Below are 22102 nucleotides of genomic sequence, written 5' to 3' on the forward strand. Positions count from 1 at the left end.
GGTTTCCTTGCCGTTAGCCGTTCAGGGCTGCGAGCCCTGCAAGCTGTTGTTGCAGAAACGTGCTGGTTTGCTGCATGTTGGCCAGCATCGAATCGAGCGCGTTGAACTGATTACGGTAACGCGTTTCGACCGATTCAAGTCTCAGCAACAGTGATTCTTGCTGGCGTGCCAGGCCTTTGATGGAGGCATTGATGCCGGCCTGGCGGGTGTCGAGGGTGCCGCCAGTGTTGAGCATGTCGCCAAGGCGGTTCGACAGCAGGTTGGCAAAGCCGGAGGTGCCATCGGCACCGGTGAAGAACTCGGCGACCTTGCTGTCGGGGTTGTTCAGATTACGGTCGAGCACCGTGTTGTCGATGGTGAGAGTGCCGTCCTTCGTGAAGGAGATGCCGAGCTGCGAGAGGGAGCGCACCCCGCCGTCGTTGTCGCCCATCATGGCCCCCAGAGCGTTGCGCAACTGCGTCTGGATGCCGCGCGCGGTGGCGTCGCCGGTGAGCACCGAAGCTTGCTCTCCTTCCACGTCATAGTTGGTGAGTGTGCGCAGGGTGGTGGTGACGTCGTTGTAGGCTTTCACGAAGGTTTCGATGGCTGTCTTGGCCGCGGCGGTATCGCCTGCGATGCGCAGCGACATGCGATCTTCCCCCGCTTTGAGCAGGTTCAGCGTGACGCCATCAATGGCATCCGTGATGGTGTTGCCGGCGCGGGAAACGGTCACGCCATCGATCTTGACGAGTGCGTTCTGCGCCGTCTCGATCGATTCGAGCGTGTTGGAGCCAGGGTTGGCGGCGTTGTAGCTGAAGCCGGCAAGGCCACCGGTGCCTTCGATCGTGAAACCCTGTGCTGCACCTTCCTTGGTGCCCGAAAGAATCAGTTGCTTGGCCTCGCCATTGTTGATGACGGTGGCGCGTACCTCGGTGTTGCGTGCGTTGATGGCATCACGCAAGTCTTCAAGCGAACTGCCTTCTTCTAGGTCGATAGTGACGGATTCAGAGGATGTGAAGCCGGTTGCATTGTCATTGGCGTCGTACGCATACGTGCCGAACTGGATGGTTAGACTGCCGGCAGCCACGCTCGGCGCAGCGGTCTCGTTGGTGACGAGCCGCTGGCCTTGCGCAATCTGCAGGACTTCGATGGAGTGCGAGCCTTTGGCTGCATCTTTGGTTGCCGTTGCAGTGAACACGTCGGTATTGCTGGACGTTGCCCGCATCGAGTTGAAGGTGCTTGCGGTGCGCAGCCCGTTGGATGCGCTTTGCAGCAGGCTCAACGACGACTTGAGCAGTCCGTAGGCAGAGAGCTGTGCTTCGTAACCCTTGCCCTTGGCTTCGAGTTGCGCCAGCGGGCGCGCCTCGAAGGTCATCAATTGCTGCACCAGTTCGTCGACGCGCAGCCCGGACCCGACACCACCTACGGAAATTGCCATGATGCTCTCCTGCGTATTCAGGCTTCCTTGTTCAGGAACAGCCCCTGGAAACGGTCCAGTGCCTTCGAGATGCGAAGCAGTTCCTCCGAGGGGATTTGCCGGATGACCTCATCGGTATTCCGGTCGATGACTCTCAAAAGAACGCGTCCGCTGTCTTCGTCGAGCGAAAAGCTCAACTCGCTGGCGACTGGCTGAATGGCGCTGCGAACGTCTTCCAGAGCCGCACGTATTTCGGCGGGGTCAGGCATGGTCGAGGGGGCCGCAACAGGCCGGTTGTTGTCGGCCGGCAAAGATGCGCCGATGTCGGCGCGCCCTGCGTTGATTGCGGATCCCGAGACGTAGCTCGACAAGTTTGCCGTGTTCGGTGCAACAGGTTGCATGCTCATTTCACGACACCTCCAATACGTGCGGCGCGGACCAGCAATTGCCTGCCCGCGCCGCTATTTGGCAAGCCTATCCGATTTTAGCGGAGGAGGCTCAGCACGTTATTGGGCAGGGCATTCGCTTGAGACAGCATCGCCACACCGGCCTGTTGCAAGATCTGTGCCCGCGTGAGGTTTGCCGTTTCTGCTGCGAAGTCCGCATCACGAATCCGCGAACGCGAGGCCGACAGGTTCTCGGACGTGGCCTGCAGGTTCGAGATGGTGCTTTCGAAGCGCGACTGCAGGGCGCCGTAGCGAGCACGTTGCGAGTTGACCGCTGCCAGGGCCGAATCCACCAGAGCGAGGGTGCGGGTGGCCGCCTCTACCGTCGAGATGTCGACCTTGTCCATCTCCTGCAGCTGGGCGCCGAAGGTGCCGGTGGCGGTGGTGATGTCGGTGTCGTTCTCGGTGGTCAGCGTGAAGGAGCGATCCGAGTCGAGGATGACCTGCCCGGTGATCCACGTACCGCTGGCGACCGTCCAGGCGTTGGCGTTATCGGCTGCGGTCAGCGTGGTCGACATGGTGCTGTCGGTGGTGTCGTCGCCGTCGAGCACGGTCATGTCTTCGAGAGCAATGTCGTTATCTGCCGCTGAGTCGTTGACGATGCGCAGATCCTTGCCGGTCTCGCTGGTGAGCAGCAGGCCGAATTGACCGCCATCGGTTTCGACGATTTTGGCCGTGAAACCGGTCTTTCCTGAAACGTCGTTGAAGGCCTGCACGGCGGCGTTGAGGTGGCTGGCCTGATTGGCGGCGCTGCCCGAGGCACTGCCGCCAATGCTGAACGACACGGTGGTCCAGGCGTCCGGGTCACCCGAGTCGGTCTGGCTAGCGAGCAGGAAAGTGTAGCTGGTGTCCTGCTTGAAGTTGGCCCCTGCCTCACCCGTTGCGTCGTCAGCGCCCAGCACCACTTGGGTGATCGCCGAAGCGCGCACGCCGGTTTCGGCCTGGTTGATCTTCGCTGCGATTTGTTCGGCGCTGATGCTGTCGTTGTAGGTGATGTCCTTGGTGCCCAGGCTGCTGGTGATGGTGATGGTCTGGCCTACGATCACCGACGTGTTGGCATCGGTGCCAGCCTGCGTCAGCGTGGCGTCAGCAGTCGAGCCGACCACCAGGTCACCCACGCCGTTCGGGGTGGAGGAGGAGGTGGCCAGGCCGCCAATACGGTAGTTGCCGTAGGCGTTGGTCTGGAAGTTGCCCGAAGATGCGGTAATGGTCTGGTTGGCGTTTGCGCCGACCTGGAAGGTGGCCGACGTGAAGGAGCCGTCGAGCAGCTTCTGGCCGTTGAATTCGGTGTTGGTGGCGATACGCTGCAGTTCTTGCGTGAGCTGCTGCACTTCAGAGTTCAGCGCGGCGCGGTCACCGGAAGAGTTGGTGGCGTTGGCGGACTGGACAGCCAGTTCGCGGATACGCTGCAGGATGTCGCCGGAAGACTGCAGGCCGCTTTCAGCGGTCTGCGACAGCGAGATGCCGTCGTTGGCGTTGCGGCGGGCTTGGTCGAGACCGCGGATCTGGGCGGTGAAACGCTCGGAGATCTGCAGGCCGGCAGCGTCGTCCTTGGCGCTGTTGATGCGCAGGCCCGATGACAGGCGCTGCAGCGAGGTGGCGAGCGAACCCGCCGAGTTGTTCAGTTGGCGTTGCGCATTCAAAGAGGCAACGTTGGTGTTGATCATCTGTGCCATCATGTTCTCCTGGATTCAGTTTCTAACAAGGGCGCCAGCGGGTTCCGGAAGGAGTCTGGCATCGAGCTAGTGGCGCTCTTGTATCCATTAACGGAAAAGTCCAGAAAAACTTTAGGCAGATTTTGCCGGTTCGAAATGCCGGCGCAAATGAAAGAGGGGCAACCGTTGCCGGTTGCCCCTCTTTGCTTGTCCGGCGGGTTTGCCGGAGCTGGCGCTTAGCCCTGCAGAAGCTGCAGCACGCGCTGCGGCAACTGGTTGGCCTGTGCCAGCATCGCAGTGCCGGCCTGTTGCAGAATCTGCGCGCGCGTCAGGTTGGCCGTCTCTGCCGCGAAGTCCGCATCGCGGATGCGCGAACGGGAGGCCGACAGGTTTTCCGAAGTGGCCTGCAGGTTCGAGATGGTGTTTTCGAAGCGCGACTGCAGGGCGCCGTAGCGCGCGCGTTGGCTGGTTACCGCAGCCAGTGCCGAATCCACCAGTGCCAGAGTGCGGTTGGAGGCTTCGACCGTGCTCACGTCCAGGCTTTCGACAGCTTGCAACTGACCGCCTGCGGTGCCCGCGGCCAACAGCAGGTCCGTGTTGTTGGTGGTGATCGAGAACGAACGGTCGGAATCGAGAATCACCTGCCCGGTGATCCACACTGAGTTGGCACCCCCCCAGGCGTTGGCGTTGCCCTGTGCCGCTACCGTCTGGGCCAGGGTGCTGGCGGTGGTAGTGTCGCCATCCAGCACCGACATGTCTTCGATCGTAACGTCGTTGCCGGCAGCCGAATCGTTGGTGATGCGCAGATCCTTGCCGGCCTCGCTGACCAGCTGGATGCCCAGGTTGCCGTTGTCGGTCTCGACGATCTTCGCGACGAAGCCGGTGCGGCCCGACACATCGTTGAAGGCCTGCACGGCGGTGCTGAGATGGCTGGCCGAGGCGGCTGCAACACCCGAGGCCGAGCCGCCGATGGTGAAGGACACCGTGGTGTACGAGGCTGGGTTCTGGCCGTCCGTGGTGTCGGTGGCCAGATGGAAGGTGTAGCTCGCGCCTTGCTGGAACTGCGCCGTGCTGGCGGCGTCGTCGGCGCCGAGCACGAAGGCGTTGATCGCGCTGGCACGTACGCCGGTTTCAGCCTGATTGATCTTGGCGGCGATGTCTTCGGCGCTGGCGCCGGCAGCGTAGGTAATGTCTTTCGAACCGAGGCTGCTGGAGATCGTCACGGTGTCACCGGCAATCCCCGAACTGTTGCCGGTAACCGCCGTGGCGAGCTGGCCGGCGGCAGTGGAGCCAACCACCAGATCACCCACGCCGTTCGGCGTGTTGGACGACGTTGCCAGACCGCCGATACGGAAGTTGCCGTACGAGTTGATCTGGAAGTTGCCCGAGGTTGCGGTAATCGTCTGGTTGGCGTTGGCACCGACCTGGAACGAGGCCGAAGAGAACGATCCATCCAGCAGTTTCTGGCCGTTGAACTCGGACGTGGTGGCAATGCGCTGCAATTCTTGCGTGAGCTGTTGCACTTCGGCGTTCAGCGCCGCGCGGTCGCCAGCGGAGTTGGTGGCGTTGGCCGATTGGATGGCCAATTCACGAATGCGCTGGAGGATGTCGCCTGACGATTGCAGCGCAGCTTCGGCAGTCTGCGACAGCGAGATGCCGTCGTTGGCGTTGCGGCGGGCTTGGTCGAGACCGCGGATCTGCGCGGTGAAGCGCTCGGAGATCGCCAAGCCGGCGGCATCGTCCTTGGCGCTGTTGATGCGCAGGCCGGAGGAGAGGCGCTGCAGCGACGTGTTCAGCGAACTGGCTGAATTGTTCAGGTTGCGTTGCGCGTTGAGCGACGCAATGTTGGTATTGATTACCTGTGACATGCTGCATCTCCTTGCAAAGGGTTCGGAGGTTGCTCGGGTCGGCTTGGTGTGGATCGCCTTGATGCCGACCTCCGAGCCTTCGTGGCCTACCTAAGCGAGATGCGTGCCAGATTTTCAAAGTGCTGTTTTGAAGGTGTTTTGTGCTTTTTTTGACGGGGTTTCGGCAATCTTTGCCGTGCGATCTGCAAGCTTTGCCGGTAACTCCCTCGATGCGGCAAAGCCGGCACGCAAAACGCGTTGCTTCGGCCTGCCGCACAGCCTCCGCCGTGGGGGATATGCCGCCATGTAAAACGCCCGTTCCGGCCGAGTGGCGGGAACGGGCGTTGTTCTCACGTAGCGCAGCGCCAGCGACGCGCGCAGCCTACTTTTTCCAGGCGTCGACCCAGCGTGGCAGCATCGTTTCCTGAGTCCAGTCTTTAAGCACCGCCCGACGCAGCCGGTCACCTTCTTCGCGCAGCGCAGCGTGCTCACCGATGCGCTCACGAATGGTTCGCACCCATTTTCCGGGGGAGTTCTGCAGCAGCGTCACCGGCAGCCCGCAGCGATACGGCACCGCGTCAGTGGCGATCACCGGAATCCCCAGTGCGCCGTACTCGAGCAGGCGCAGATTGCTCTTGCAGTCATTGAAGGCGTTGGCCTCCAGCGGGGCAATCGCCAGATCCAGCCCGAGCGAAGCGAGCTTTGCGGGGTAGTCCGCGAAGGGAACGCCGTGGTGGAATTCGGTGAGATGAGCCTGGATGTCTTCGAGGCACATGCCGAAGAACACCCACTCCACTTCGTCTGCCAACTCCGCCACCACTTTGCGGATTTGAGCGAGATCGCCGGCATGGCTGATTCCGCCTGCCCAGCCCACGCGCAGTTTCGAGGGCTTGCCTTGCACGGCCGGCAAGCCTTGCCACATGGCCGGGTCGATGCCGTTGGGAACCACGTGCACATCGTCGTGATAGTGGCGCATGCGCTGAGCCAGAGGTTCGGTTGAGACCGTGATGCAGTCAGACAGCTTGCATGCGGCTGCGACGCGGCGGGCGATGTCCGGCCACACGTTGAGCGCGTGCAGGCTGTGTTGGGGGACATGCGTCAGCAGGTCGTCGAAATCCATGACGATGCGCAGTCCGGGCATGAGTGTGCGCAGATTCGTCAGGGCTTCGAGGTGGTTGTCGTCGACTTGTCGTTGGGAGAACAAGGTTTCGATGCCCAGTCGGGAAAGCTGGACCGGCACGGGGTAACCGGGCGCCACGCGCGTGGCCGCAAACCCTTGGCGCATGGCCGCGCGGGCCGGCGTGATCACTCTGTAGTGACCGGAGCCGGCCTCGTCCGCCGGCAGAGCGAGTACGCGCGGCCCCGCAGGAGCCTGCACGGGGAAAATCTGCAGTGCGTCGTCTCGTTCGGCATCGCCGCGTTTCGAACTGAGCGACAGGTTGCGGTTCCAGTGCGGGTCTTGCCCCAGTACAGGTAGCCAGGTTTGCAGGAACAGCGTGCGCGCGGCGTTGAATGCGGCTTGTGCAGGCGCGGCGGTTTCGGGCGTGGCGAAGAAGGTCTTGAGTGACTGGCCGGCTTCATGCAGCAGCGAAGCTTCGGGCGTCCAGATGCAGAGGTGGCCTGCTTGGCGGGCACGCAGGCATAGATCAAAGTCGCCAAAGGCGATGGCGTACCGTTCGTCTAGGCCGTCCAGTGCAGTGAACACCTCGCGCCGGATCATCAGTGCGGCGCCGCTTACGGCGGATACCTCTCGGGTTCGCGTCAGCAGACCGAAGGGGCCGGGCTCGTCCATCGGAGCGCCCACCCAGGGAAAATCAGCCGCACCGCCCAGACCGAGCACGGCGCCGGCATGTTGTACGCGGCCGTCCGGAAACAGCAGGCGCGGCGCAACGATGCCGACCGCAGGGTCGTCCAACTCGCTGAGCATGCAGGGCAGCCACTCGGGGTGCAGCGCGGCGGTGTCGTTGTTGAGCAACAGCAGGAAGCGGCCTTTGGCGTGCGCCGCCGCCTGGTTTATGAGCTGGCTGAAATTGAAGGCGCCGCGCACGTTGAGGACCTCAATGCGGCCCGGGGCGGCAGCGGGCAGATCGGCGAGGAACGTTTGTGCATCGGCATCGTGTGTTTCGTGTGCTGCAATGATGATTTCGAAATGAACGTCTGGCGTGTGTTCGAACAGACTCGTGAGGCAGCGCTGCAGCGCAGGGAGTTGATCTCGCGACGGGATGAGGACGGAGACCAGCGGCGTTCCGTCGGCGCTCAGATCGCTGTTCCTCTGAGGGGGCTGAAGCAGGTCCGGATGCCCGTCGGGCATGCGTGGGTGTGTCAGCAGTGACTCCGGAATATGGCTCACGCTGGAACGTGCGTGACCGTGCAGCAGCAGATAAGGCAGTGCCTGGCGCCAGTTGGCTGCGCTTAGCCCGCCCGCATCCTGCAGCGTGCGGGAGAGGGTATCTACCCGCACTGCGATGATGCCCGGTAATGCGAAGCCGGCGCGCAGCAGGCGCTGACTGGCGTCGGGCGGATATATCCGTTCGGGCGATTGCGTCTCGCGGGCAACATCGGCATCGGAGTGAAGCCAGGTCAGGTGCGGATCGCGGCTGCATGTGATGGCGAGGCAGGCGAGCGCGTCGGGGCGCAGCACGTCTCCGTTGTCGACAAGCGCCACCCATGCAGGCCGTGAGCCCGGGGAAGCGCAGAGCGCATGCAATTGCGCGTCGGCAGGCGGACCGTCCTCCACTATCAAGGCCACGTGGTCTGCTCGGCGTAGCTGCGCCGCCAGGCTGTCCGACGTGGCGACAAGGGGGCTTTGGCCCGAGCCCATGATCGCTACGCTCAGATGTACTGAGTCGGATTGAAGTGGTGCGCCAAACAAGGCGGACGGAGTCGGCGCGTGTGTTTTGGCATTGCTCGGCAAGCCATTCGCTGCGGCCTGCGTTTTGCGGACGAAGGTTTCCAGTTCCTCCTGGATGTTGTTCTGATGCGCGACGACCGCCGCCCTGTAGCGAGGGAGCGTTTTGCGGGCTGTCTCGATCGCGTGAGGAGAGTCTTCCAGCGTGTAGCCGCCACCGCCGTAGGGTGACAAGGTTTGCGGTGAAAATCCCAGCGTCTTGTAGTCCGGGTGTGTTTGGACGACGACGGGGCAGCCGCACAGCATTGCCAGTGTGCAGGTGCCGGAGCTCTCGAAGCTGTACAGCACGGTTGCCGCCTGGAGTTTTTGTGCCAACTCGGGAAGCGGGAGCGGACTCCGGTTGGAGAGTATTTCGATGTTCTCGGGGAGAGCCGAGAAGTCGATGGCCTCTGGCGGGATCCGGTTGAGATAGAGCAGTGGGCCTGTTTTGGGCGTGTCCAGGTTGTGACTGAACAGGTCGAGGTCGTAGGTGCTAAGGCGCAAATAGTCGACCGCCATTCCCAGCTCTGGCGTGAAGGCCGGTGAATAGTAAAAGAACAGATCGTCGGCACCGGCATGCATGAGGTTGCCATTCAGCACGCCTTCCTTGTTCAGCATGTAGCGCACGCACACCTTCGCATTCAGCGGATTTCCGCTCACGATTTCTGGGTAGACCGCGATCGGAATGACGTCGGCTTGCCGGTGCCGTTGGAGGACACTTGCCGTCAGGGCTGGCGTGTCCAGCTTGGGGTCGAAGCGGTTTGCGCCTGCCAGATATGCCTCTGCGCCAAGCAGCCTGAGCTTGTGGCACAGGTGGTGCAGTACGCGTACGCCGGCCGAGCTGTCGCGAAAATCCGGCGCATGGATGTAGTAAGGGTGCCGAGGGGGCGAGGCAGTAATGTCGGTCATAGGGTCCGGTCGCTGGGCGGGGTCGGTCGCGCGGCGGGCGATCCGATGTATTGGCGTACGCACTGCACAACACGTTCGGCATTGCGCCCGTCGTGGTAGCGGAAGAACAGGTTTTGAGCCGTTTGCTGATGCTGTCGGGTGCTGCCCGGCGTCATCTGCAGACAGGTGGTGATGCCGTTCAGCAAATCGTCGAACGTGCGAACGACAGGGCCGGGGAAAGCCAACTCCATGTCGTACAGCAAGCCGTCTTCCTGCTCGCGGTAATGGTCGATGTCGTAGCCGAAGCAGACGACGGGTTTGCTCAGGTAAACGGCTTCGATGTAGACGCTGGAATAGTCCGTCACCAGTACATCCAGCTCGCGTGCCAGCGCCGAGAACTCGGGGATGGCTGCCTGCGAGGCGTTGAAGATGAGTTCATGATCGATGAACTGGTCCAGATTGAAGCCGACGCCGCCATTGCGGAAGTAGTGTGGGCGATAAGCGAGGATGGCGTTGTGCTGCGTGAGAGCTGCCTTGAGCCGTTCGATTTCTGCATCGGTGAAGCTGTAATAGCAGGCCCCGTCGGCCAGCTCGGTTTGCCGGTAGGTCGGCGCGTACACAACCAGACGCTTGCCTTGGCGAAATTCCCGGATGCGCGATAGCGATGTTCTTATGTATTCCGGCAGGGTTTCCTCAGGGTGCGACAGGAAGTCGTTGCGCGGCAGCCCCGTGACCCACACCTGGCGATAGTTGAGCGGGTAGAACATGGCGCTCATGGCATAGCTGTCGATGTCCGAAGAGGCAATCAACCCGGCGTAGCCATGTCGTTCCTGCGCGCGGTAGGGTACGCGGTCGGTATGGCGGAAGGCTTTCTCGTTGGCTGCATGCAGCAGTCGCTTGAGCGGGATGCCGTGCCACAGATTGACCACGCAGCGTGAGCGGAGCGCAAGCTTGAGCACGCTGAAGCGCCCTCCGCCCCAGCGCAGTGAATAGTCCATGGCGATGGAGTGGGTGAGGAACACCACTTTGCATCGCGCCAGCAAGAACAGGCCGCGTATTGAGCCGTGGCGCACGACTTCATGATTCACCGCGCCCTCAATGGCCAGGTCGGGAGTGGCGCCACGGTAAAAGATGATTTTGTACAGCGTGGGGTCTGCTTTCACGTGCTCGAACACGGCGCGCTGGTTCTCGATGAAGCGGTCGGTGTGCAGGTGGTGGGTGGCAAACGCCCAGTAGTCCGGTCTTTTCGGCGTCAGCCAATCAGCCAGCCGCCAGAGCAGATGCAGCAGAAAGAATGTGCGCTCGGTCAGCATGCGTCAGTCGAAGCGCTCGACGATGGACGAAATGAGGTCGAGGGCCTGCTTGAGCTCACGCACGTGCGTGGGGTCCAGCACTTTGAGCGTGTTGCGGATGTGGGTGCTCGACACCCCTTCGGTGCGAGGCAGGTAAATCACCTCGCAGTGCGCCTGCAAGTCGTCGAACCGACCTTGCCAGTCGTTGCCCATGCCGAAGATGGAAACGCCGTGCTGGCGGATGTCCGGCACCTTCTGCTCCCAGTTTTCTTCGGGGAACACGCCATCGACGCAGCGTAGCGAGCGCACGATTTCGGCCCGGTCGGCAAACGGCATGATCGGCTGCTTGCCTTTCAGCCTGCAGAAATCGTCGGTCGAGACGCCGACCAGGAGGCGGTCGCCGAGTTGCCGGAGGCGGCGCAGCAGGTTGAGATGGCCGATATGGAACAGATCGAATGTTCCATAGGTAAGAACCACCTTGTCACTCACATCCATGCTCCTTGTGGGCATCAGTCCGGCGTGCCGGACATGCTCGGCTGCCGGGCAATCAGGTCGGCCACGCCGTCGGCGCAGCGCTCGACGCAGTAATGCTGGAAAAAAATATAACCGAACTCCTGTGCGCTGGCGTTGGGAATCCAGTGCCGTGCATCTTGAAGGCTGCGGCGCAGGGCGTCCGGATGGCTGCCGTCGAGGGTGAAGCCAAGGTTTCCGTACAGGGCGTCCTTGCCGAGGATCACCGGCTTTCCGAGCATGGCGGCCTCCAGGCCGGCCTGCGAATTCATGGTCACGACGATGGAGGCCGCGCCGATCAGAGCCATGGTGTCGTAGACGTTTTCGCTGTCGATGAGTGCATCGCAGGCGGCGAGTGCCGCGCGCAGCTCGGGGGCCTCGCTGATCTTGCGGAAGGTCAGGCGGTCGTAGGGGCGGTTGAAGATCGGATCCGCGCCTGCATGTTCCTTCGGGTGCAACTTGATGACCAGCCGGTGGCCATTGTCGGCACACCATCGGGCCGTTGCGGCCATCATGTCGAGCGGGGTTTTCCATCTGCCGGTGTTGAAGAGCAGGCTGGAGTCTGTCAGCACCTGGGCCAGGAAAAGCACCATGGGTTTTTCACCGATGGCCGGCATCGTATGTTCCGGCGTCTGATGCTCGGGTGACTTGCGTGCGCGGATGTCGGCGAAATAGTCCTGCACGAACTGCCGGTACACGCTGTCCGCAAAACGCCCCTTGAAGCGGGTGTAGTGGTTAAGTGCGAGATTCTGGATGGTAGGCGTGCCGCTGACGTTGTCCCAGATCATGCGGCGCTGCCAGGACGTGTTCTCCAGCGCCAGCAGGGGAAGGTCGAGGTCGATGGCCGCAGCCCGCAATGCGGCATTGTTGGGTTCGATGCCTTGAACGATTAGCACCAGCTCAGCCGGGCTTTCTTCCAGAAGGGCGCGGTAATGGCGGTACGCCGCGGCAAGCCGGTCATGGGCGGCGGCGGTTTTTTCCGCGAGATCCGGAATGTCCTCCAGCGTGTCGTTTTCGTTTTCGATGGCCAGCAGGTAGCGGGCGGCGTCCTCCAGCAATGGGTGCCGCAGGTGGTTCCCGCAGGGCATTCCGTCGGGAGGGAGCGGAATTAGCACGGCCTCGATGTCCCGTCCGGCCAGCGCCGTCACCAGTGTCTCTTCCTCGATCTCGAACCACAGCAGGTAAGGGTTGGGGATGAGTACCCTCGGGCGGCGGGCGGGAAAATCCATGGCGTTCAACCCTTCAGGCCGGCGACTTGCCGGATCCGGTTGAACAGGCTGTCTTGTTGCGCACGAGCGGTGGCGAGTCGTGCGCCGATGTCCCGGGCGATGGTGTCGCGTTGGGCAAGCAGTTTCGCAATGGAGTGAGTGAAAGCTTCGCCGAAGAAGTCGTCATGCCCGAGGGAGAAGGCCTGCTGGCCGAAATTGCCCATCGCGCCGGCGTTCTTGCGGTCGTAGTACTTGTCGACAGACAGGGAAATGCAGGGCACCGATTCGCCGAGGGCAAAGATCACCGGATGGTGCTTGAAGGAAATCAAGGCGGTGGAGCCTGCAATGACGGCGCGCACCAAAGGGTATTCATAGGCGTAATCGAGAATGGCGTAACTGTCTTCCGGCAGGTGGACGGCGAGGGAGCGCAAGGCTTCCACGTCACTGGGCACCATCGGGACAAGCATGAGTCTGAAGCCGTGCTGTGCCCGGATGAGGGTCAGCGCCTCGGCCAGGCGTTCGGCTGAACGGGCCTGCATGTTGGCCGACATGCCCCACCAGTGGTAATTGACGGTCAGATAGGGCTCGTCGGTGCGCATGCCGTGGCGGAGCAGGGTGGATGCAAGTGTTGCGGCATCGGATTTGTCGCAGAACAGTGCGTCGTCGAAGGTCGAGACGACGTGATCGCCGGCGATGCCCAGTTGCTGAATTTCCTGTGCCGACTCTTCGGGGTCGCGCAGCGTGATGAGGCGTGCTCCCTGCAAGGCCCCGCGCGCCAACCACTGGTCGGCTGCATTCTCGAAGAGCCCTATGGTCTGCCCGGTGAGTATGCACGGCGTGCCCAGCCGGTGGCAGAGACGCAGTAGCAGACAGGTGTCCCACAGCCGGCTGCGGGTTGGTCCGGTAAGAAAGCCGCCGCCGGAGACGTGCAGCAGCGAGGCATTCTGCAGAATGCACAGCAGCTTGGTTTCGGCGGCCGACGCAAACAGCGGGGGCAGCCCGGCACGCAGAAGCTGGGCGCTGAGTTCGAGGCGCAGCAAGACCAGCCAGAACGTCAGCCGGAAGCGCTGGCTCGACCGGATGTAATGCATCGACCGGTCTGAAGCAAAGAACACGACGCGCGATGCATAGCCGGATCGGCAGTGGTGGTGTTCGCGGGTATATCGGGGGTTGGGGGACAGCACCAGCAATTCAGCCTGGTCTGCCAGTTGGTTCCAGCGCGAGAGATTGGCCCCGAGCTGGGCCTCGTCCCCGGTATTGCCATAGCCGTAGCCGCCGACCACGACGATTTCGCGGGGGAACTTGGAGCGCAGGCTGATGGCCGGGGCGCGTCCGAAAAGGCGGGACAGGAGGAGCAGGATGCGTGCGATCAACGTTGTCTTGTCTGAGCTGGGCGTGGAGTGGGGGCATGCATTGCGTGGGGCGCCGGATCAGCGTCTGGAAATGAACGGGGTTTCAAGGCGCAGGATCAGGCGGTCGATGGCCCGCGTCGCGGACAGAGTGATGTTCATCAGGCAGGCCAGCGTTGCTAGTGCAAGGCGGCGAAGGCGGCCCGGCGGCTGGGTGTCGTGTCCCGTTTCCCGCTTCGTGATCAGGTAATGCTCGAGCGGGCCGCGCGCGGTACTGCTCCAGATGCTGGCGCCATGCTCTTTCTCGCCCACCGGAAAACCCGCGTCGCTCAGGCGGCTGCGCGGATGGCCGAGAATGACGATGCCCTGGATCTTGCAGGTATGCGGGATGTCGTAGTCCGCCAGCGTCTGCCGCCAGTTTTGCCCGGAAAGGAGGCGCGTGCGTGACATGGCCGCGTTTGCGGAAATCCAGCAACTGCCGATGCCGAGGGCCGTGGCCATGAGCAGCATGTTCTGCATGGAGGCCGCGCAGTTCTGGATTTCGAGGGCCTCCCACACATGGTATTCGCCATTGTCGCGGAAGTCTGACAGGGCAGCGTCGGCGAAGACGATGATCGCGGCCTGAGCGCCACCGATGAGTCCGGTGGGCTTCGAGTCACGTATTTTGCCGGCGTTGGGGTAGGGCCAGACAAAGCGGATGGTGCCGATGCGGGCCAGTTCGTCGGGGTCGGTGATCAGCAGGAAACGCTGGTTCTGTGCGTTGGAGCCGCTGGGTGCATGCGTGCCGGCCTGCAGGATGTCCTGCAGGTCTTCGTCGGCGATGGGGACGCTTGAAAACTGGCGAACCGAGCGTCGATGGAGGATGACGTCCCGGAGTGCGGCGACTCGTGGCCCGTTGGGGGCGATGTTGCCTGCGTCGTCGGTTTGCATGGCTTGTTCTCGTGTCGTTGGGTGACGCTGGCGTTCAGCGACTGGAAAAGTCGGAAGCTTACGGCTCGGCGCGTAGCGTCGTCTCGAAGTAGTCGATGGTTTTCTGCAGCCCGGCTTTCAGTTGAATGCCGGGTTCCCAGTCGAGCATGCTTTTCGCCAGCGAAATGTCGGGTTTGCGCTGCCTGGGGTCGTCTCCGGGCAGGGGGCGGAACACCAGCCGGGAATTCGAGCCGGTCAGTTCAATGACGAGTTCCGCCAACTGGCGGATGGTGAATTCGTGAGGGTTGCCCAGGTTGATGGGGCCAGGGAAGCCGGGGCGACCGTCCTCACCGCCGGGCAGATCCATGAAGCGCAGTATGGCTTCGATCAACTCATCCACGAAGCAGAAGCTGCGGGTCTGTTGCCCGTCACCGTACAGCGTGATGTCTTCGCCATTGAGGGCCTGAACGATGAAGTTGCTGACGACCCGGCCGTCGTTGGGGTGCATGCGCGGGCCGTAGGTGTTGAAGATTCGCGCGACCCTGATGTCCAGCCCGTGCTGGCGGTGGTAGTCGAAAAACAGGGTTTCCGCGCATCGCTTCCCTTCGTCGTAGCAACTGCGCGGGCCGATCGGGTTGACGTTGCCCCAGTAGCTTTCGGGCTGAGGGTGGATTGCCGGGTCGCCATACACCTCGCTCGTGCTGGCCTGGAAGATGCGGGCCCGCAGCCGCTTGGCGAGGCCGAGCATGTTGATCGCACCGTGCACGCTGGTCTTGGTGGTCTGAACGGGATCGTACTGGTAGTGGATCGGGCTGGCCGGGCAGGCCAGGTTGTAGATCCGGTCTACCTCGATGTAGAGCGGGAAGGTCACGTCATGCCGGATGAATTCGAATCGAGGGTGCGTGTGGAGGTGCTCGATGTTCTGCTTGGTGCCGGTGAAGAGGTTGTCGACGCACACCACTTCATCGCCGCGCTCAAGAAGGCGATCAATGAGATGTGAGCCCAGGAAGCCGGCGCCGCCGGTTACCAGGATGCGTTTGCGGGGTGTGTACTGTCTCATGGGTGTCTTCTGTGTCTAGAGCAGGCGGTCGATGCCGACGAGAAAGCTTTCCTGAGCGAGCTGTACCGATGGTGGGGCCGCGCACGGCCTCTGGATCACAACGCTAGGCTCAAACGGATGGATGGGCAGATTCATGCTGGGGCCCCCGAACGCTTTTCGCCGGCTCCCGGTGTTCGTTGTATTTCAGCGATCAGATGCATGCCATTGAACAATCGCCCGAACAACAGTGAAGCAAGGCGGTCGCGATGTTTTCCGGTGCGGGATGGGCTCGAATAATAAGGGGAATACAGTGGATCGCTCAGCGGAGCCGTTTTCAGCGTGAACCGGATGTCGCTTCGCGCGCTCAAGGTTGCGTGCAGGGCTTTGGGAGAAATGGCCCAGAGGTGTCTCGGTGGATCCATGCCCCAGCCAAAATCCCCGGTCAGACTGCACCACAGGGCCTTGGCGGATGACCAGCCGTTCGAGTCGCGCAACGGCGTGACAAATTTTCGCCAGTAGGCTGGATATAGCAAACCTTCCTTGGACACCCCGTTGGGGCAGGACAGTATCAAGGAACCGCCCGGTGCTAGAAGGTCGATCAGACGATGGATGGCAATAGAGGGTTCAAGAAGGTGTTCGATGACGTGTCGGCAGATGATCAGATCGAATGTCGGCTCGGGCGATTTAGCCAGTGCATCGAGGGAGCCATTGATGACACGGTCGAGTTTCAGCTGGCTTCTGGCGAAGCGACACGCTTCGTAATCGATGTCGACGTACGTGGCCTCGCCCAGCCCGCAGTCCTCAAATGCCTTGGCGTAAAACCCGCCTCCGCCGCCGAAATCGAGCATGCGGGAGGAGGGGGCCGCCAGCGCTTCCATCCATCGTTTCGTCAGCGGCGTGTTCACCAGCGTGTAATTCTGGATCCAGCCCTGGAAGCGGAAGCCCTGGTAAAACTGATGAAGCGCTTTGGCGGAAGGTTTGGGGTGGGTCGTGATGGTGCCGCAACCCGTGCAGCGATAAATGGGGTGCTCGTTCAGCGCATAGACGAAGGCTGCTCTGCTCTGGCAGAACGTACAAGACGGTGTCGGTGTGGCTTCAGTCATCGCGATCTCCGGGCGGCAGGGGCAAATCTCGCCGCGATTGGGTAGTGGATGCCGTTGGGCCAACTCTGGTTTTTCGCCTGACTTTCATACTGCCGCCGGTTGCCCAAGGGGACAAAGGCAGATGGCTGGCTTTCCACCTCCAGTGCGGTGGTGACGAAAGCAGCGGGTGTCATGAGAGTCACGGGCCGGGTCAGTATTTTTTCAGAGTGTGTGAAGCCGTTGCGCGCAAGGCTTAGATTTCGATATTTCCGCGGTCCCAGTCCGGGCCGCGGTATTCAAGGTCGAAGTTTTCCCAGCTCGGGGCGATGCCGAAGCATGACGAGTCATGTGTCGTGGTGGATTTGATGAGCGTGATTTTGGGATATCCACGGTCCGCCATCCCACGCGTGAGTTCTTCCTTGAAAAAGCGGCCATATCGTCGTGCGGAAAGGGGGCGGCACAGGTAACCCTTGTTGAAGCCGACGAGAATCAGCCTGAGCCGTGACGGGTTGGCGGCCAGAAATGCGTACAGCGCTTCGGTGATCTGCGGATAGGAGGGGCTGAAGAAATCATCGAGTACGATGATTCCGTCTTCGCTCAACAGGTAATTGGCTATTTCCAGGTCGAGAAAAACCGATTGAGCGGTGTGGTCGCCGTCGATGTGGAACCAGCGGAACCTCGATGCACCGCGCTGAAACAGCTCACTGCCCCTGAACAGGCTCGATTTGTGCGGATAGAAGATGTACTGGACGTCCGGGCAGGCTTTCTCGATCGTTTCCTGCGCGGTGGGCCGCTGACGAGGGTCGATCAGCAGCAGTTCTTCCCCTTTGCGCTGGTGCATTGCAGCCAGCAGCGCTGACTTCCCTTCCCATACGCCGATCTCGCCGAGATTGCCTTTGATGCCGTTGTTTTCCTGAAAGCCCAGCAGGGTGTCCCAGATGGCGGCAGACGGTTTGTTGAACCATCCTTCGATGTTCTGGGACAGCTCAAGGTAGTCGTTGAAGCGGGGCATGGCGGTTCCTGATTTACCGGGTGAGTGCGTACTGGTCGAAGTCATGGCTATGTTCGTGCAGTGGCGAGGGCCAGAAAACGCTCGAAACCCTGTTCGTCGAGCGTCTGGTACAGCGCGTCCGGCCGGTGGCGGATGAGCCGGTCGTGGTGGGTGTGCTGGCGGTAGAGTCTGCAGACGGCAAGATAGAAGTCACGTTGGGCCGTGGGGTCGAACTGCTCCGGAATGCTTTTCACGCCGCGCGCGAAGTGGCTGAGCAGGTTTTTCAGGTTTCTCGACACCACGTCCGCGTAATCCTGCGGATCGCGATAGGTGAAGCCTTGCGCGAACTCAATGCACAGCCGGTTGGCGATCAGGGCGTGCCGGATTTTCCGCATTGAAATGGATGTGAGCTGGTTGGGGACGTCGCGCCTGTAGTGATACGTGGAGCCGGGTGCGGCGCGCTTGCGCCCGAGGCGATGCATGGCGCGAACCGTGAAGGGCATGTCTTCCAGCCCGTCGCACCCGGCGTCGAAGCGGTCGAGGCCCAGCGCCCGCAACCGGGGCAGGTCGTACAGTGCGTTCCAGACGTAGAAGCCGTGGTCATTCAGGCCAAGGTCGTCGCCCGTTTCTGCGCGTCGCGCGAGGTAAGCATTGCCATGCCATGCTTCGCTGCGGCCGGGGAACTCGTTGATGATGGAGGCCCTGACGATGTCTGCAGACGTCGTCTGCATTACGGTCAGCAGTGATTCGACGAAGTTGGTGTCGAGCCAGTCATCTGCATCAACGAACCCCAAATATCTGCCCCGTGCCGACTGCATGCCGAGATTGCGTGCGCTTGCAGGTCCCTGATTGTCCTGTGTGTGGATTTTCAGGCGCGGGTCCTGCCGCGCGTGGCGCTCCAGAATGGCGCGGCTGTCATCCGTGCTGCCGTCATCAACGCAGATGATCTCGAGGTCGCCCATGCTTTGCGCCCGCAGGCTGTCGAGGCACTGATCAAGGTAAGGCGCGGCGTTGTGCACGGGGACGACCAACGACACGCAGGCGCTGTGCGCTGCGTGTTCGGTATCCGGTGAGGTGGGGTTGGCGGTGGACACTCGGGCTTTTCAGGCGCGGTAAAAAGTGCGGTATCCGCTCAGGTCGCCATTCAGATAGAACTGAAGAAACGGGTCCTGATAGTAGCTGAGCAGCAAGTCGGGATGCTTGCACTGCTGTGCGATGGCGGTGGCCTGTTGCAGGTAGTGCTCCTGCTGTTCATCCGGGATCAGCGGAAGGGTGATCCTGTGCCAGTAGTTGAGGTTGATCAGGTTCTTCCGGAATGACGAAAGGTAGTCGTGCAGGTTGCGGTGCTCGACCGAATTGAGAAAGTCGGTCGTGATCTGGGACGCAATCAGTGTGTGATTGAGCCGCTTGAGCGACACCGTGGTGAGCTGGTTGTCGACGTCCTTGCGGTAGTAATAACGCACGCCAAGTACCGGCAGGCTGCGCTGGCTGTAGTGCGCTGCGCGAGCGGTGAAGGGCACGTCTTCCACGCCATCGCAGTTGGTGTCGAAATAGGCAATGTCGTTTTTTCTGAGGTAATCAGTGCGGTAGATCGCATTCCAGATCACGTACAGGTGGTCAATCACGCTGAGCGGTTGATTGGCCAGGAAGCGGTGGGCCAGATACGGGTTGGCGTGTGAAGCTTTGCTCTGTTCGCCAAAGACCTCAAAGAATTCGGTGCGAACCAGGTCGGCGCCATGTTTCTCGGCGTGCTGGTAAAGCGTCTCGAAATAGTGGTCATCCACCCAGTCGTCCGAGTCGACGAAGCCGATGAAGCGGCCCCGTGCCGCAGCAAGCCCCGTGTTGCGTGCGACGGCAGGGCCGCCGTTTGGCTGGTGGATCACCACCAGCCGCGCGTCTGCCTGTGCATGGCGCTCGAGGATTTCGGCGCTATGGTCCGTGGAGCCGTCATTGACGCAGATGATCTCGATGTCCTGCAGCGTCTGCCGCTCAAGGCTGGCGAGGCATTCGTCCAGATGGGCGGCTGCGTTGTACACGGGGATGATGATGGATAGCGTGGGATGCTCGGATGGCATGGTCAGCGTGATGAGGTAGTGGACGGTTGGCCGGAGCACGTGTGCAGCAGTGCTTCGACCATGTCGGGTGAAAATGTCGGAATGCCGGCATTCAGCGCGACTTCGTTTCGCTCGGTAAACGAATCATCGATGAATATGGAATCTTTCGTGCGGATGAGGCCGGATTTCGGCTGGCCATCGGTGATATGGATGATGTCGTCGAACAGCGCGTGCAATCTGAGGCTGTGTAACGTTTCGGCCGGATTTGCGTCGTGCCGCGTGAGCAGCGTGATGCGTTTTCCTTCCGAGCTGGCCTTGTACAGAAAGCCGACCAGTTGATGATTGAGGCGCCCGCGGACCACCAGGCAGTCGTCGAGGTCGACGAAGACGTGGTGGTAGTCGATGTCGATCCGGTAACGGTTGCCCAGGGCGCGGTCGAGTTCGATGGAGTAGGTGTTGAACGCAATGGTCACCTCCTGTCCGAAGGCATCGAATGCACTGAGCAGCGCGAAATTCACCCCCTGGCACCTGAAGAGTCCCGATGAGCCACCGAGCCGGGCTGCGACCTCGAGCAGTTTCGGCTTGCTGTCGGCATCGCCCTTGGCTTGAAAGAACCAGGCGCCGCGCGGGCGCAGCAGCGCATTGATCTTCTGCGCCCACGTGGCGAATTCGGCCTTGAAGGCGTCGTCGGGTGCGGTATGCACGCTGATGCCGTTGGCGATGCGGTCACGCCCGCGCACGGCGTGGAAGCGCAGGGCACCGTGGCGGTCGGAAAAGCAGTCGATCGTCCATTCCCGCCCCGACAGGTATTCCAGAATCAGCTTTTCGCCGCCTGCAGTGGCCTCCAGCAGACAACGCGCCTCTTCTGCCGTGTCGGCGCGGGCGCTGTTGCGTGCGCCATAGCCGCGGTCGGGCTTGATGAACACCGGGTACCGCGTCACGTGTCGAAGCGAAGCGTGAAGCTGCGGTGTCGGAACGTGGCCGGCCAGATGCTCCAGCGTTGCCTTTTTGGACGCGCACAGCGCAGTAGTTTCGGCGCTGCTGCCGATGACCGGAATGTCCAGCGCCGGGGCGAGCCGCTGGAGCGTTTCGGCGACGGCATCCATGGTGGGATAGATCGCGTCGATGTTTCGCGCACGGATCAGTGCTGCGATGGCACCGGGAAAGGTTGGGTCGTCGTGGAAAGGCAGGCCGCCCACGTATTCATCGAATACGAAGCGGCCATGGTCATCGGTGCTGGATGCGCCGACCAACTGGAAATGGTTCGAGAACTGCAGCGAGCGGAAAATCTCTAGGCCGATTTCCGAGCCGCAGGGAAAGACGAGGATGCGTCGCGTCATCGCAGCCATCAGGCAAGTCCGGCGGCTCGACGGATGCAGTCGATGATCCGTTGTTGATCCGCTTCGGTGAGGTCCGGGTAGATCGGCAGGCAGATCACCCGCTCGGCAAGATTCCGGGCGTTGCGGAGCCGCTCCGGGGATGCGCTGTCGAGCCCGCGGTACATCGGGAAGGAACTGACCAGCGGGTAGAAATAGCGGCGCGCCAAGATGTTTGCGCGGCGGAGCCTTTCGAACAGTGCATCGCGGTCGAGCGGGAATTCCTCGCTGATCCACAACGGGCAATAGGCGAAATTCCATTCGGTGCCGGAGGGCACTTCGGGCAGGCCCAGGCCGGCGATGCCGGACAGTTCGGTCGCGTAGCGTTCGTACACCGTGCGCCGCAGAGCCAGTGCCTGGTCGATGTACTGAAGTTGCAGCAGCCCCAGTGCGGCGGAAAATTCGTTCATCTTGCCGTTGATGCCGGGGGCCACGACGGTCACTTCATCGGCAAAGCCGAAGTTCTTGAGATAGTCGATGCGCTCTTTGGTCTTTGCGTCGGGGCAGATGATCGCGCCGCCTTCGAAGGTGTTGTAAACCTTGGTGGCGTGGAAACTGAGGATGGACAGGTCTCCATGCTTCAGGATGCTCTCCCCGTCCTGCCGGACGCCGAACGCATGGGCCGCATCGTAGATGACCTTCAGTCCGTAGGTGTCGGCAATGCGTTCGATGTGCTCCAGGTCGCATGGGAAGCCATAGCAGTGCACGGGCAGGATGGCGCTGGTGGCCGGAGTGATGGCTTCTTCGATGCGTTCAGGGTCCAGATTGCAGGTGCGCGGATCTACATCCACAAATACCGGCTTGATGTTGTTCCAGATCAGCGAGTGCGCAGTGGCAGCGAAGGTATAGGGGGTTGTGATGACTTCGCCCGAAATGCGCAAGGTTTGCAGAGCGGTCACGAGCGCCAGCGTGCCGTTTGCAAAAAGACTCAGGTGATCGACGCCCAGATAGTCCGCCAAAGCCCCTTCGAGTTGCTGGTGAAAAGGCCCGCCATTGGTGAGGCGCTTGCTGTTCCAGATTTTTTCCAGGTACGGGATGAACTCCTCCAGCGGCGGCAAATGTGGCTGAGTGACGGTAATCGGCCGGGAGGGTGGTTTCATCAGAACGCCTTAAGGTCAATCGCCAATGTGGGCGCTGAGCATCGCTAGATGCTGAAGCTTAGCGCGAGCGCCG

The 22102-nt window shown here is 61.7% G+C and carries 17 protein-coding genes; all 17 read right to left on the reverse strand.

All coding sequences use genetic code 11. The annotated features are described in order from the left end of the window. Positions 1-13 precede the first annotated feature (13 nt). Positions 14-1417 carry a flagellar filament capping protein FliD gene (gene fliD / locus AC6H0W_RS12650; protein ID WP_497577539.1) on the reverse strand — a complete coding sequence of 468 codons (1404 nt, stop codon included), beginning with the start codon at positions 1415-1417 and terminating at the stop codon, positions 14-16. A gap of 17 nt (positions 1418-1434) precedes the next feature. Beyond that, positions 1435-1803, reverse strand: coding sequence for a flagellar protein FlaG (locus tag AC6H0W_RS12655; RefSeq protein WP_497577540.1), 369 nt, complete (start codon positions 1801-1803; stop codon positions 1435-1437). Between the two features lie 77 nt (positions 1804-1880). Continuing rightward, entirely contained in the window at positions 1881-3518 is a 1638-nt protein-coding gene (locus AC6H0W_RS12660) for a flagellin N-terminal helical domain-containing protein (protein WP_497577541.1), read from the reverse strand. Positions 3519-3733: 215 nt separating this feature from the next. Next, complete coding sequence (locus tag AC6H0W_RS12665; RefSeq protein WP_497577542.1) at positions 3734-5365, reverse strand: flagellin N-terminal helical domain-containing protein; 1632 nt, start codon at positions 5363-5365, stop codon at positions 3734-3736. 361 nt (positions 5366-5726) lie between these two features. Then, positions 5727-9140 (reverse strand): glycosyltransferase, encoded by a 3414-nt coding sequence (locus AC6H0W_RS12670; RefSeq protein ID WP_497577543.1) that lies wholly within the window; start codon positions 9138-9140, stop codon positions 5727-5729. After that, positions 9137-10432: a CDP-glycerol glycerophosphotransferase family protein gene (locus AC6H0W_RS12675; protein WP_497577544.1), complete on the reverse strand. Its 1296-nt coding sequence runs from the start codon at positions 10430-10432 to the stop codon at positions 9137-9139. Before AC6H0W_RS12675 ends, AC6H0W_RS12670 begins: the two co-directional genes overlap by 4 nt. A gap of 3 nt (positions 10433-10435) precedes the next feature. Then, positions 10436-10900, reverse strand: coding sequence for an adenylyltransferase/cytidyltransferase family protein (locus AC6H0W_RS12680; RefSeq protein WP_497577545.1), 465 nt, complete (start codon positions 10898-10900; stop codon positions 10436-10438). Between the two features lie 20 nt (positions 10901-10920). Then, on the reverse strand, positions 10921-12150 hold the full coding sequence (locus tag AC6H0W_RS12685) for a capsular polysaccharide export protein, LipB/KpsS family (RefSeq protein WP_497577546.1): 1230 nt from the start codon (positions 12148-12150) through the stop codon (positions 10921-10923). 5 nt (positions 12151-12155) lie between these two features. Continuing rightward, positions 12156-13502 carry a polysaccharide pyruvyl transferase family protein gene (locus AC6H0W_RS12690; RefSeq protein WP_497577547.1) on the reverse strand — a complete coding sequence of 449 codons (1347 nt, stop codon included), beginning with the start codon at positions 13500-13502 and terminating at the stop codon, positions 12156-12158. Positions 13503-13559: 57 nt separating this feature from the next. Further along, positions 13560-14408 carry a nitroreductase family protein gene (locus AC6H0W_RS12695; RefSeq protein WP_497577548.1) on the reverse strand — a complete coding sequence of 283 codons (849 nt, stop codon included), beginning with the start codon at positions 14406-14408 and terminating at the stop codon, positions 13560-13562. 58 nt (positions 14409-14466) lie between these two features. Further along, a complete protein-coding gene (locus AC6H0W_RS12700; RefSeq protein ID WP_497577549.1) occupies positions 14467-15447 on the reverse strand; it encodes a UDP-glucuronic acid decarboxylase family protein in 981 nt (326 codons plus the stop codon). Between the two features lie 131 nt (positions 15448-15578). Then, positions 15579-16529: a class I SAM-dependent methyltransferase gene (locus AC6H0W_RS12705; RefSeq protein ID WP_497577550.1), complete on the reverse strand. Its 951-nt coding sequence runs from the start codon at positions 16527-16529 to the stop codon at positions 15579-15581. A 232-nt stretch (positions 16530-16761) separates the two neighbouring features. Next, on the reverse strand, positions 16762-17520 hold the full coding sequence (locus tag AC6H0W_RS12710; protein ID WP_497577551.1) for a class I SAM-dependent methyltransferase: 759 nt from the start codon (positions 17518-17520) through the stop codon (positions 16762-16764). A gap of 47 nt (positions 17521-17567) precedes the next feature. Beyond that, positions 17568-18593, reverse strand: coding sequence for a glycosyltransferase family 2 protein (locus AC6H0W_RS12715; RefSeq protein ID WP_497577552.1), 1026 nt, complete (start codon positions 18591-18593; stop codon positions 17568-17570). A gap of 9 nt (positions 18594-18602) precedes the next feature. Continuing rightward, positions 18603-19613, reverse strand: a complete 1011-nt coding sequence (locus AC6H0W_RS12720; RefSeq protein WP_497577553.1) for a glycosyltransferase family 2 protein — start codon at positions 19611-19613, stop codon at positions 18603-18605. Further along, positions 19577-20902, reverse strand: a complete 1326-nt coding sequence (locus AC6H0W_RS12725) for an ATP-grasp domain-containing protein (RefSeq protein ID WP_497577554.1) — start codon at positions 20900-20902, stop codon at positions 19577-19579. The genes AC6H0W_RS12720 and AC6H0W_RS12725 overlap by 37 nt, the downstream gene beginning before the upstream one ends. Further along, on the reverse strand, positions 20902-22029 hold the full coding sequence (locus AC6H0W_RS12730; RefSeq protein ID WP_497577555.1) for a DegT/DnrJ/EryC1/StrS family aminotransferase: 1128 nt from the start codon (positions 22027-22029) through the stop codon (positions 20902-20904). The genes AC6H0W_RS12725 and AC6H0W_RS12730 overlap by 1 nt, the downstream gene beginning before the upstream one ends. Between the last annotated feature and the right edge of the window lie 73 nt (positions 22030-22102).

This window comes from Pseudazoarcus sp. NS20, from assembly GCF_059703745.1.